The organism is Alteromonas stellipolaris, from assembly GCF_001562115.1.
Classification (GTDB): domain Bacteria; phylum Pseudomonadota; class Gammaproteobacteria; order Enterobacterales; family Alteromonadaceae; genus Alteromonas; species Alteromonas stellipolaris.
Map to the genome: position 1 here is coordinate 2,557,466 of NZ_CP013926.1, position 12,853 is coordinate 2,570,318.

The window sequence follows — 12,853 nt, forward strand, 5'->3', positions numbered from 1 at the left end:
AAATTTACCAATCAATAATATAAATTATTCGCAAAAATCCCGAACAAGCGAAATTTCTCACATTCCACCTCCCCACGCAAGCCTCGCATTCGAAAACCAATAAAGGTAATGTTAACGCCATGATTATTACAACGACATAGCAGTTATGGATCGCGCAAGATTTCTTAATCAAAGAATTGCTAAAATTGATGGCACCCCACCTTCTCCCCACTTAGCTAAACATTTGAAAATGGCGCAAAGCCCCTTCATGTTTTACCGCGGTAGTGCACAACTATTTTATGCCGATTTAGCAAACCACCATTTAGCAGTGCCAGAGGCATGCTTTTCGATGTCACTAACCAGTGTAATGGGTGATTGCCATACATCTAATTTTGGCTTTCTTACAGAGGAAGGCTCTCACGGCGACAACGTTATTTTTACGCCGAACGATTTTGACGATGCCTGTGTAGGCTATGCACATTGGGATATTCTTCGCTATCTTACTTCTCTGTCTCTCGTCGAAGCCCATTGCAAAGGTATTTCTGAAGGCCGCTTTTTAGTAAATGTGCCAGACCCGTCAAAATCTGCGGTAGACACCCACCAGGTTAACCATGCTCAATCTCTATTTATTCAAGAATACGTGGCTACATGCCAGCGGGTTACCGAAAATTCGACGGTTATTAATGAAGCTATGGAACAAGAGCCAGATGGAAAATTGAAAAAATTCTATCGCAAAGCATTAGAGCGCTCTTCTTGCGGTGAAAAGTTTGAATCTAAAAGTGCGCTAGCTAAAGCGGTTCATTTAACCCACGACGGCCTTAAATTTAAGCACATCACCGATAAGTACACGCCATTGAGCCCAGTGGAACACCAACAGGTATTAAAGGCATTCGCACCTTATATGGATGATGATATTGTCGATATCACAAGCAGAGAAAATGCCGGCACAGGCTCGGTAAATATGCGCCGCTTCTATTTTTTAGTTGGCCCCAAAAAGCCGCATAACGCTGAAAGCTTTCGTTATTGCCACATTGTTGAGGTAAAACAGCAGCGCAAAGCCGCGCCCTTATTCTATTTCGACAATGTGTGCCCAGTGAATCAATTGAACCCCGCTCACTTAACCGCCCGCAGTCAGCGACGAATGCAGCGCCGTCCAGACTTGTTATTAGATGAGGTCATTTGGGACAATGCACACTGGTTAATTCGCTCACGCCACCACGCTAAAGTGGGATTAGACCCTGATGATATTGGTATGGGAAATAAAGCGCGAAACGGCGACTTTGGTTACTTCGCTAAACTGTGCGGGTACACCCTCGCCTTAGCGCATTGTCGTGGTGACAGGCGAAGTACACGCTTTGCAAAAAGCGCTGTAAAAGCGTTAAACCACCATACTAATCGTGCACTAATCACAAGTGCTAACCATTATGCAAAGCAAGTTATCGAAGATCACTGTTGGTTTTGCGATACGCTCAAAAATACTTAATACAGGCGTTTATTGTCTAGTAACAACGCGAGCGCATTCAAAACTTTTTAGTCGTTGTAGGGTTATTTATAGATGCCGAAATGCCTTTTATGACGAGCTAATGTCATAAATAACTTTATTTGAATAGATTAAACACCTGATTATTAAGATTTTATTAAAAATAAACTTGAATAACGTTAAGTCATTCCTGCGTTGACATTATAGTTATAGGCTAGGTCTAGCAATAACAAAGAGGGTCTGCTTTGACAGACCTAATAATAAAAGACCTAAGAGGGAAACAACCAGTGAAAACTTCATTGTCACTCATAACAGCAGGTATTCTTACTGCATTTTCGGCCAATGCCAGCGACTTAGTTATCAGCGGTGTTGTTGATGCGTCACTTACCGGTGGCCTTCCTAAAGCTGTTGAGCTTTACGTTGTAAATGATATTGCCGACTTATCAGTATACGGGCTTGGCTCAGCCAACAATGGCGGCGGTACTGATGGCGTAGAATTTACTTTCCCAGCAGATAGCGCCTCAGCGGGTAGCTATATTTATGTAGCATCTGAAATTGATGGTTTTACTGAATTTTTCGGTTATGCACCAGACTACGATACTACGGCCATGGGTATTAATGGCGATGATGCGGTAGAGCTTTTCGAAAACGAAGCCGTAGTCGATACTTTCGGTGATATTAATGTTGATGGTAATGGCACAGCATGGGAATACCTAGACGGCTGGGCTTACCGAAAAGATGGTTCAGTCGCCAATGGCGGTACTTTCTCGTCTGACAACTGGACTTACAGTGGCGTTGACGCATTAGATGACACAGCGACCAATGCTGCCGCAACAACTCCCTTCCCTGAAGGTACTTTTAGTACTGAAGGCGGCGGTGATGATGAAGTTCCACCAGAAGAGCCAGTGATCGAGCTAGGCGTTTGTACTGATGCAGCAACGCTTATTAGCACCATTCAAGGTAGTGGCGACGCGTCAGAAGAAGTAGGTAACGGTCATATCGTTGAAGCCATTGTGACTGGCATGGGTGCGGGCGGTTACTTCCTACAAGAAGAAACGGCTGATAGCGATGGTGATGATGCCACTTCTGAAGGTATTTTCGTTAGCGGTAGTACTACCATTGCGGTAGGCAACGTTGCTCGCATATACGGTGAAGTGGTTGAAAATTACGGCATGACTACGCTAAACCAAGACAGTGATGTTACTGCACTTGATTGTGGTGCAAGCGATGACGTTCTGATGACGACTATCGATATGCCTTTCGATTATTCTCTTGAACCATTTGAAGGCATGTTAGCTTCTGTTGTTGACGCTACGGTAACTAGCACAAACGATTTATGGCGTTACGGCGAAATTCAAGTAAGTGACGGTGTCAAACGCCAGCCTAGCGACGTTGCAGCACCTCTTTCAGACGCATACGTTGAAGCAGTTGCAGCTTCAGAAGCCAGCTTACTTAAAATTGAAGATAACAGCAGTTCTACTTACCCGGACGCTATTAATTACTTCCCTACTTTTAGCTACGCAAATGCTATTCGCATTGGTGATACTGTATCTGCAAGCGGCCCGCTAAACTATAGCTTCGGTGCGTTTAGAATTAATCCTACCGATGTGATTACAGTAACCTCTACTCGTGAAGCGACCCCAGTGGTAACTGAAGGCAATTTATCAATTGCTACCTTCAACGTTCTGAACTACTTCAATGGCGAAGTAGATGCAAACGGCGATGTAACCTTCGATTTCGATGCAAACCGTGGCGCTGAAGACGAAACTGAATTCGCTTTACAAGAAGCACGTATCGTTGAAGCCATTGTAGGCTTAAACGCTGACGTGGTTGGCTTAATGGAAATTGAAAACGACGGTTTTGGCGATGACAGCGCTATCGTTAGCCTAGTCGCTGCTGTTAATGCAGAACTTGCCGATACCGAACAGTACTCATTCATCAGCACTGCTGATAGCACAGCAATTGGTACTGATGCAATTACTGTTGGTTTGTTATACCGCGCAACTATTGTAACGCCTGAAGGTGATGCACAAGTGGTAGACATGCCAATTCAGCAAATTGATGAAGATAGCGTGGCACAAATGCGCCCTTCTTTAATTCAATCTTTTGCCCATATTGAAAGTGGAAAGACATTTGCAGTTGCTGTTAACCACTTTAAATCGAAAGGTTCACAGTGTGGTGAAGATATTGCTGAAGAAGTAAGCGAAACTGATACTATTCAGGGTAGCTGTAACGCGCTTCGTGTTTCTGCTGCTATTACCCTTGGTGAAGCACTAAGCGATGATAGCTTACCTGAGCGTATTCTAGTATTAGGTGATTTAAACTCATACAGCGCAGAAGATCCTGTTGCTGTTCTTACCGACTACACAGCAGAAACTCAAGGCTACACGGTAATGACTGCAGCTAACACAGGTATGGACGACGGTGCCTCTGTAGAAGTAACGGCCAACTATGGTTACGTTAACCTTGCAGAAGAGTTTGATGCTGAAGGTTACTCTTACTGGTTCTACGGTACAGAGCAAGTAGGTAGCTTAGATCATGTACTCGCGAGTGAAGCCATGCTTGCTGATGCGGTAGACGGTGCGCATTGGAGCATTAACTCTCCTGAAGTTTACCAATTCCAGTACGACCAAGCGCTTTCTTACTACCCTGATGAAGACGGCTATGCATTTACTGATGTAGGTCCATTCCGCAGCTCAGATCACGACCCGTTCATTGCAACCTTCAACTTAGAAGCAGAATTGCCTGATGAAGCTGATCCTATTGAAGATGACAACGATTCAGGCGGCTCTATGGGTTTCATCTTAGCATTAATGGCTGGTGTTCTAACCTTTCGCCGCCGTGCAGCTAAGTAAATTCATCAAACGTAACCGCCACAAATAAACGCTGGCGGTTTATAAATAAAAAAAGGGGATGGTTTTATAAACCATCCCCTTTTTATATGTACTTTGTATCCGTGTAATGCCCTATTGGCGCATGGTTTAGTTTACGCAGGCAGATTCACTGTCCGCTTTACTCATTTAAGGTGTAGGGTGACCAAGAACGCCTAAGGCTTCTTTGTCCTGTGGTGCTTCTACCTCAAGCCCCAACTTATCAATATACTGATCGCGCTTTTCCGCTTGTGAAGATGATAACTTTTCGTTGGTTAACATACGTGCTGCCAGTGTGACCACTTCCAACTGCTCATCATTTAATGGCTGAGTACTGTGCAGTTGAAGCAACACCTTCATTAAACTCAATGCAATTTGTTTGTCTTTAGGCGAAATAGTAAGTGCTTGTCGCAAGTTATTGTAAGCAGGCTGCAACCGGTTCTCTTTATAGTGCACCGTAGCCATGTTCTTCAATTCTTTAGTCGTGAACTGTATCTCTGTGCGTTCAATAGACTCTTGCTTGAGATATTCATCGACGACTTGCGAAGAAAAGGTATCACCCTCAATTTGCGTTTTAAGCTTTTCTAAAATACTGATGCACTGCTCACGCATGCCTAGCTCATGAAAAGCTTTCATTTTGTCTAGGTTATCTTCCATCGATTGCCCAGTGGTATGCACTGAACTGGCGTTCATGATTTCCTCAGCCGACTTCTTTTGATTTCGAAGGCACAACATACGCGCTTTAATAACATCAATTTGGTCGCCAAGTTGGGTTTGAACCCCTTTTTGCTGACTGATCTCTTCCAAGTCATTTTGCGCACGTTGTATGTATCTATCACCTTCCCCAGCGCCAAGGCTAGTGGCTAAATCGATGGTAGAACGAATTACATTTAAAGAAAGCTCAGGTGAATCATGAATAGAATTTTTGGCAAACTTCGCCATATTTTGAACCGCAGACAACTGACCTACTTTGTCGTGGTTGAGCCTGGCCAAATCCCACAATCGCTTATTACGTTCAATATTACGAGGCGCTAACTTACTCGCTTGTTTCATTTGTTCGTAAGCCAACTCGAACTGCTCTTTTTCAATAAAGTACTGTGCTAGCAAGTCGTAGGTTAAAAATCGAGTGTCTGGGCGTAGTAATAAGTCTTCAACCAAGAGTTGAGCTTCTTCTAGCTCATCCTGACGCAATAACGAACGGGCTAAGCCAATATGCACCCACGCATGATCCATGGTTTGCAGTAGTTCTCGGTAGTAATTTTCAGACGTTTCATAGTCACGCAGTTGCAGCAAACATTCGCCAATTAGGCGCCTAATTCTGGGGTGATAGTCGGATAATGACATGTCTTTTAATTGGCGCTCTGCATAGTACATCGCAGTAGAATAGTCGCCAACCTTCATACAATGCAGCATTTTATGAAGCTTATAGCGTATCTGGAGTAAGTAATTTAAACGAGACTCGATACTGCTTGGCGTCAACGGTTTCACCCAGAAATCGTCAGGCTGCAACTCAACGATACAATTAACCAATTCTGGTGATGTTTCGGCACTTAGAAAGATAACCGTAGTGGTGTCACTGATATGATTTAAGTGCTTTAGCTCTTCGAATAAATGAAAGCCGTCTTTATCGTGACTCACATTGAATGCAAGCAGCACGAAATCAAAACGCTTTTCTTCACACAAACGAATAGCGTGAAAGGCATTAAATGCACTCACAACATGTTTGATACCAATAGCATGCAAAGCAGAGGCTACTACATCGTGCACTAAACCCTGGTTGTCGATAACCAGAACGCGCAAATCCTCTTTTGAGGTGGGGGCAGGAATTTTTTCCAACATTCAACCAATCACTTTTTTCTTGTCCCTAAGAATTACCGTAGTTACCACATCTGTTAAATGGAGGGTTTAACTATCTACGATATTATAAGCCAATAACCTACTGTTGGGGTTTAACAGTAACTGCATTACTTGGGAATTATACTTTTGACTTATAGTTTCGATACTAGCATTAGAAGCAAGGGTTTAGCCATAGGTGAATTACTTTGGTGGATCAATATTTTCATTAATACTGGTATTTAACCTAAACCACCCTGCAACTGAATGCCGCTCACGTTTTGCGGTGAGTACCTCGTGCGGAAATATCTCACTAAGAAAAATGGCGATAGTGCCTCTTTCAGGTAACACTCTCACGCCAATGTCATCTTGTTCACTAGCATATAATACTAACTCGCCACCCTCTGTAGCTTGCCAATCATCATTTAAATAGGTCACCACCGATAGCATTCTATTACTTTGACCTTTGAAAGCATCGAGATGACGTTTGTAAAAATTACCGGGGGCGTAACAGGCAAAGTGGCTCTCGAACGAAAATAACCCCATGAATAAATGGCGATTAATATAGAGCCTTAACGCTTCACACCATTCTAACCACAACTGCCCTTTTGAAGAGGTGCCGTCTATCCAACATATCTCATCGCTTCTTACTTTTTCGTGGTGTTGAAATTGTTGAGCCCGACCAATCCCCGCGCGCCGATATGCTTGCTTGGACAATGTATCTTGGCAGGCGACCAATGCATCTATAATAAACTCTGGCACGCCTAACGGCCTAATACTAAAGCCCTTTTCTTGTAAATCGCTGACAATATTACTGAAATAATTTTCATCAAAAACATAAAGGGGTGAAGGTAAATCTAACGAGAAACGTTCCATGATTAATTTTGACTTTGTACGGCGTTAGCACGAGTAATTGGATGCGGATTTATACGCTTAAGTTACTCGCACAGCAAGCTTTAAATGCGCAATTAACGAACAATAAATGAAAGCCTAACCTCTTGATTATAACGCATTGGTTTTAATAGGAATAAAACTTGCTTTAAAACCTAGATGACACAAGCATTAATACCGTTAGCCCCACGGAAATAATTATGCTCAAATATGAAAAACAACCACTGGTGGTAAAGGCATGAGTCAGGATCAAACAGTCATTGAAGAAACCGAACATCATTTAGCGCTGCGTAATTTGCGCCTAGATGATTACAACGACGTTAAAGCGTTAATGGATAACGTGTATGCAAACGTTGGAGGAGCTTGGCCTTATAACAACTTTAAGGCACAAGTCACCACGTTCCCCGAAGGTCAAATATGTATTGAAGACAAAGGAAAGGTGGTGGCGTTCGCTATCTCAGTCATTGTGGATTACGACCAATTTGGCGACAAACACAGCTACGATGAAATTACTGGCGATGCTTATCTTACTACTCACGATCCAAATGGAGACGTATTGTATGGTGTTGAAGTCATCGTTTGCCCCGACTATCGTGGGCTAAGACTAGGCCGACGTTTGTATGAGGCGCGCAAAGAGTTATGTAGAAACCTGAACTTGAAATCAATAATGGCTGGCGGGCGGATTCCTACTTATAAAAATTATGCGAAAGAACTGTCTCCCTATGAATACATTGAACAAGTAAAATCTAAAGACATTTACGATCCTATTCTCACTTTTCAGCTATCAAATGGTTTTGAAGTAAAACAGGTCCTCAGCGCCTATTTGCCTGAGGATGAAGCCTCGAAAGGCTATGCCACGCTACTGCAATGGCACAACATCTATTATGAGCCTAATAATCCATCGCTTATAACTGGTCGTAAGTCGAGCGCCCGTATCGGATGTATTCAATGGCAAATGCGTTACTTCAACAATGTAGAAGAACTCCTTCAGCAAGTTGAATATTTCGTAGACGCATTATCGGATTATTCCTGCGATGTGGCATTGTTTCCTGAATTTTTTAACGCACCGTTAATGGGGCTGAGCCCGTCTGATACTTCAATTGATGCAATATGGCACTTAGCCACCTATACCGATGAAATTCTGACTTCTATTTCGCACCTTGCTGTGTCGTACAATATTACTATTATTGCGGGCTCTATGCCTGTGGTAGAAGAAGATGAGCTATACAACGTTAGCTATATTTGTAAGCGGGATGGCACCATAGAAAGTCAGTACAAACTGCACCTTACCCCACACGAAAAGAAAGATTGGATAATGAAAGGCGGTAATAGCCTTAAAGTGTTCGATACAGATTTCGGGAAAATCGGGGTACTGATATGTTACGACGTGGAATTTCCTGAACTTGCACGGTTGCTATCTGAGCAAGAAATGCAGATTCTATTTGTTCCTTTTTGGACAGATACCAAAAACGGCTATCTACGGGTTAGACGTTGCGCCCAAGCCCGCGCCATTGAAAATGAATGTTATGTGGCTATAGCAGGCAGTGTGGGTAACTTACCCAAAGTAGACAATGTTGATATTCAATACGGTCAAACTGCGGTGTTTTCACCTAGCGACTTTGCATTCCCCCACGATGCTATTGTGTCAGAAACCACGCCAAATACGGAAATGACGCTGATCGTAGACCTAGATTTAGATAAGCTGACTAAACTTCAAAATGAAGGTTCTGTTAGGAATTATCTAGATCGTCGTCGCGATTTGTATCGTGTAGAATGGTTTGACAGCGATACGTAATCGCCATTGGTATTTATAATTAATTCAATATAATATCGATGTTATTATGCGCTAACAATGATATTTCGGTTACTGCGCCTACATCTAGGTAGGCTGCAGTTAACCCAATGCTTTAACAAGAGAAAATAGAGAACTTATGGCAAATAATTCGAATAATGATGATTTTCCAACTATTCGTTTAGATGATGAAGATCGTCGCGATTATCAAAAAAAGCGTCAGCCTACGCCAACCAAAGCACCTTCGAATTCCTCATCGCCTACCAGCCCCTCTCCTAAAACCCCAGAAAAAAGCAGTGGTGGCGGTAATGGTCTCTGGGTATTCCTTATCGCACTTATTGCGCTTGGTGCCTGTGGCGGATGTTATTACCTGTACACATTGGTAGAGCAACAAAAAGTAGTCGCTTCTCAAGCTGAAAAACGCATTCTTGAATTAGAGAAGAAGCTTTCTGCTACTGGTGAAGAAATGGGTGAGTCGACTGTTGCATTGCAGGTTAAAGTAAATGAACTGGCCAGTAAGACCAATGATTTGTGGGAACAGATGGACAAACTTTGGGCTTCAGCGTGGCGCCGCAATCAAAAAGAAATTGCTGACTTGGGTGATAGAGTGGGTAATGTTCAAACTGCGCTTCAGGGCAACATTAAGAAGGTTGCCGATGATGTGACTAGCCAGCAGAGCCAAGTTGGCTCAGTGAAAAATCAGTTGGCTTCTTTGGCTGATGAAATTCTAGCCTTGAATGTTCAACTAGAACAAGTCTCTGGCGATAAACGCAGTAGCGAACAACAAGTACGCAACTTGTCTGACAAATTATCGGTGTTAGAGCAGCGTAACAGTTCCCTTTCTGGGCGCATTACCAGCCTTGAAAATGAGTTAAGAGAGATAGCCACCAAAGTAGTTTCACGAAGCACAACGAGTTCTACAAACTCTGCGCCTTCATCTACAGCGAGCTTATCTGAAGGCTAATCTTAGCCTCAAATTTGAATGTATTTTGAAAGGAGCCTATCAGCTCCTTTTTTTTGCGCTGACGTTATTGACCTTAAGTAGCATATATTCTGTTTCTCTTCGATGCTATAAACATTATATAAGTGGATAGCCTTGTGTTGCTATTTTCAGGCTATTTTTTTGCACAAGTAAGAACAGGCGACTACTATGGTTTTTCAATCCAGTGCTAATCATATTATCGACAATAATAACGTAAACGTTATTGGATCAGGCACAAAAACACTTATGCTTGCACATGGATTTGGTTGTGACCAAAACATGTGGAAGTACCTTACCCCCTATCTTGAGCAAAAATACAAAATCGTGCTGTTTGACTATGTGGGTTGTGGAAAATCTAATGTTAGTGCTTTTGATAAATCTCGGTATGAAGAATTAGAAGGGTATGCACAAGATGTTATCGATATTTGTGAAGCGCTTGAGTTAACCGAGGTCACGTTTATTGGCCATTCAGTGAGCGGTATTATTGGCTACCTCGCTTCAGTTATCGCCCCGCAACATTTTTCAGATTTTGTATTGATATGCCCCTCTCCTTGTTTTCTGAATTTACCGCCAGACTACTTTGGCGGTTTCGAAAAAGAAGACTTGGAAGAGCTTATTAACCTAATGGACAAAAACTACATTGGATGGGCGAGTTACCTTGCGCCATTAGTGATGGGGGGAGAGAACGACCCCACTTTAGTTAAAGAACTGGAAAGCAGCTTTTGTTCTACCGACCCTAAATATGCGAAACCTTTTGCAAAGGCCACCTTCTTTTCCGATTATAGAAATGTCCTTCCGACAATTTCTTTTCCCTCTCTTATTCTGCAAAGTCGCAGCGACTCATTAGCAGCGGTCGAAGTGGGGAAATATATGCATGAAATAACACCTTTGTCATCGCTTGAAGTGATTGATGCTCACGGCCATTGTTTGCATATGACGAACCCCATCACTATTGCAGAAAAAATAGAGCAGTTTGTCTCTTGAATGAGGAACTGCTCGACCTCTTTCCAAGTTTACTTTTAGTGTCTGATTTACGATCCGGAAGCATCGATTACTGCAATAAAGATGCACTGGAATTTCTCGGCTCTTCACGAGAAGATATGGCGGGAAGTAACGTTTCCAGTATTATTTCGCGGGCGAGTTTAATTTTTTTTGAAAGCTATGTGAGACCGTCATTACTCGATACGGGTAGATTTTCGGAACTTCAAATGACGTTGGTTACTGCGCAGCAAGAACGGTTACCTGTACTGGCAAATGTTACACTGCATGGCGAACAACTCTACTGGTCTATGCATTCAGCTAAAAGCCGTGACAAACTTTATCAAGAGCTAATAGAAGTAAGAGACAGTTTGGAATTAAAAACCGACGAGCTAACACTACTTTCCCGTCTCGACCCGCTTACAAACTTACTCAATCGTCGTGCTGCCTCGGCGGATATTCGTAAACTACTCGATCAGGTAAATCGAAAATTCGTTCCTGTGTCCTTCTTACTCATTGATATAGATTTCTTTAAAGACATTAATGATAAGCACGGTCATGATGTGGGCGATGAGGTTATTGTATTACTCTCTAAAACATTAAAATCTGCCACACGAAAAACTGACGTTGTTGCCCGCTGGGGCGGCGAAGAATTTCTGATAGTGTTATATAACTCAACTCAGGACAATGCCCGACTCTATTGTAAGTACTTGCATGAAAGGATTGCAGAATTACGTTACTCGCGAGCAGATAGAATTACGGTAAGTATTGGCGTGACGCAAATACCCATGTCTCAACATGACACTGTCTTGCAAGTTGAAACGTTAATTAAAGAAGCCGATGACGCGCTTTACCAGGCAAAAGACGACGGCCGAAATCGCACTATCTTCCACACAGACAAACACGCCAAAATCTAGGCATTAACACTAGGAGACTGATATCAATCATTATATGCTGCGCTTTCAGCATTCTCTATACGTGCTTTTGTTGAGGGATGAGATTGAAACCAGCTATTTTCAGCGCCCTGCTGGTCAGTTTCGTTCGATAGTTTACGCATTACGTCCGCAAAGTCAGCGGTATCTCGGTGCATTAATTTTAATTTCGAAATAGCAAAGTTGTCAGCTTGCCATTCATGCTTTTGTGAGTATTGGTTTTGTACAACACTAGAACCTATTCCCATAAAAGACTCAATTGCTCCGCTTAAATCGCCGAAAAAGTAACTTATCGCCAGGGTGGCAAATAAAGACTCGGCCACCATTTGCATGGAATGGTTTTGCGCCACATGGCCAATTTCGTGTAACAATATGGCATCAAGTAATGCTTGATCACCATCTACCAGTGCAACCAAATCATCGGTAAACACGATGGTACCGTCGGGTAGCGCAAAGGCATTGGGGCCAATGAGATCGGAATCTCTGAAATGTACCCGAATATCATTCTCAGTACCGAGTTCGCTAACTTGCTCTACAACGGCGTTGAACCCCATCATTAACTGCTCACGTTGCCAATCGGGTAGCGTGCTAGGCTCCAGCATAGAATAATCTAATGCACTCAACGTATGCTGTGAAGCTACGGTTTTAATGGAATATGGTATTTGGTCAGCAAATTTAACGGCCGCCCATGGCATACCCTGTACAAAAATAAAGTAGAGTAAAAGCGGTACTAATAAAACACTCGCAATTAACCAAGGCTTTTTCGTTTCCATTTGAGAGATACGACTACCTGCCCCACCATCTAACCACTGATTTAATAGTGGTGATGGAGTACAAACCAGTAAGCGTTCATTAGGTAAGATGATTTCTCGAGGCAAGTTGCCCAGTTTCGACTTCGCATTAACTTCAGATTGCTGAAACCTTAACGGTTCGGCACTTTCACCATTGATCACGTCCGTATTAGCGACAGCATTACTTTCGTTTATTTCTAGGCCGTTGTTAGCATTACACTGGTCCTCGTTTATGAGACGAATGACCAGTATATTATCTTCAATACTCGCGGTAATAGGTGTGACCGATGAACCTTCTGATTGATATAGCTGCCCATCTATCATT

At 42.7% G+C, this 12,853-nt stretch carries 9 protein-coding genes; 6 read left to right on the forward strand and 3 right to left on the reverse strand.

What is annotated here, in order from left to right; translation table 11 throughout:
- The first annotated feature begins 145 nt into the window (after positions 1 to 145).
- Positions 146 to 1,462: a DUF2252 family protein gene (locus AVL57_RS10835; protein WP_057791473.1), complete on the forward strand. Its 1,317-nt coding sequence runs from the start codon at positions 146 to 148 to the stop codon at positions 1,460 to 1,462.
- 284 nt (positions 1,463 to 1,746) lie between these two features.
- The gene (locus tag AVL57_RS10840) at positions 1,747 to 4,314 is read left to right on the forward strand and encodes an ExeM/NucH family extracellular endonuclease (protein ID WP_057791471.1); all 2,568 of its coding nucleotides are present in this window, start codon (positions 1,747 to 1,749) and stop codon (positions 4,312 to 4,314) included.
- A gap of 165 nt (positions 4,315 to 4,479) precedes the next feature.
- Here the strand turns inward: AVL57_RS10840 and AVL57_RS10845 are convergent, their stop codons facing one another.
- Complete coding sequence (locus AVL57_RS10845; RefSeq protein WP_057791469.1) at positions 4,480 to 6,168, reverse strand: response regulator; 1,689 nt, start codon at positions 6,166 to 6,168, stop codon at positions 4,480 to 4,482.
- 198 nt (positions 6,169 to 6,366) lie between these two features.
- Positions 6,367 to 7,038, reverse strand: a complete 672-nt coding sequence (locus AVL57_RS10850; protein WP_057791467.1) for a 2OG-Fe(II) oxygenase — start codon at positions 7,036 to 7,038, stop codon at positions 6,367 to 6,369.
- Positions 7,039 to 7,291: 253 nt separating this feature from the next.
- Here AVL57_RS10850 and AVL57_RS10855 point away from each other — a divergent pair, with 253 nt between their 5' ends.
- The 4 genes from AVL57_RS10855 (at position 7,292) to AVL57_RS10870 (ending at position 11,722) form a co-directional block, all read left to right on the forward strand.
- Positions 7,292 to 8,848 (forward strand): bifunctional GNAT family N-acetyltransferase/carbon-nitrogen hydrolase family protein, encoded by a 1,557-nt coding sequence (locus AVL57_RS10855; protein WP_057791465.1) that lies wholly within the window; start codon positions 7,292 to 7,294, stop codon positions 8,846 to 8,848.
- Positions 8,849 to 8,984: 136 nt separating this feature from the next.
- The gene (locus AVL57_RS10860; RefSeq protein ID WP_057791463.1) at positions 8,985 to 9,809 is read left to right on the forward strand and encodes a hypothetical protein; all 825 of its coding nucleotides are present in this window, start codon (positions 8,985 to 8,987) and stop codon (positions 9,807 to 9,809) included.
- 186 nt (positions 9,810 to 9,995) lie between these two features.
- A complete protein-coding gene (locus tag AVL57_RS10865; RefSeq protein ID WP_057791461.1) occupies positions 9,996 to 10,811 on the forward strand; it encodes an alpha/beta fold hydrolase in 816 nt (271 codons plus the stop codon).
- A 38-nt stretch (positions 10,812 to 10,849) separates the two neighbouring features.
- Positions 10,850 to 11,722 (forward strand): sensor domain-containing diguanylate cyclase, encoded by an 873-nt coding sequence (locus AVL57_RS10870; protein WP_138118229.1) that lies wholly within the window; start codon positions 10,850 to 10,852, stop codon positions 11,720 to 11,722.
- Between the two features lie 23 nt (positions 11,723 to 11,745).
- Here AVL57_RS10870 and AVL57_RS10875 read toward each other — a convergent pair whose 3' ends face one another.
- Positions 11,746 to 12,852 (reverse strand): M48 family metallopeptidase, encoded by a 1,107-nt coding sequence (locus AVL57_RS10875; protein ID WP_057791458.1) that lies wholly within the window; start codon positions 12,850 to 12,852, stop codon positions 11,746 to 11,748.
- Position 12,853 lies beyond the last annotated feature (1 nt).

Excerpts from the sequence above, each read along its gene's own strand:
- AVL57_RS10850 (WP_057791467.1), bottom strand. The coding sequence starts at position 7,038 with ATGGAACGTTTCTCGTTAGATTTACCTTCACCCCTTTATGTTTTTGAT.
- AVL57_RS10875 (WP_057791458.1), bottom strand. The coding sequence starts at position 12,852 with ATGATAGATGGGCAGCTATATCAATCAGAAGGTTCATCGGTCACACCT.
- AVL57_RS10845 (WP_057791469.1), bottom strand. The coding sequence starts at position 6,168 with ATGTTGGAAAAAATTCCTGCCCCCACCTCAAAAGAGGATTTGCGCGTT.
- AVL57_RS10860 (WP_057791463.1), top strand. The coding sequence starts at position 8,985 with ATGGCAAATAATTCGAATAATGATGATTTTCCAACTATTCGTTTAGAT.
- AVL57_RS10865 (WP_057791461.1), top strand. The coding sequence starts at position 9,996 with ATGGTTTTTCAATCCAGTGCTAATCATATTATCGACAATAATAACGTA.
- AVL57_RS10835 (WP_057791473.1), top strand. The coding sequence starts at position 146 with ATGGATCGCGCAAGATTTCTTAATCAAAGAATTGCTAAAATTGATGGC.
- AVL57_RS10855 (WP_057791465.1), top strand. The coding sequence starts at position 7,292 with ATGAGTCAGGATCAAACAGTCATTGAAGAAACCGAACATCATTTAGCG.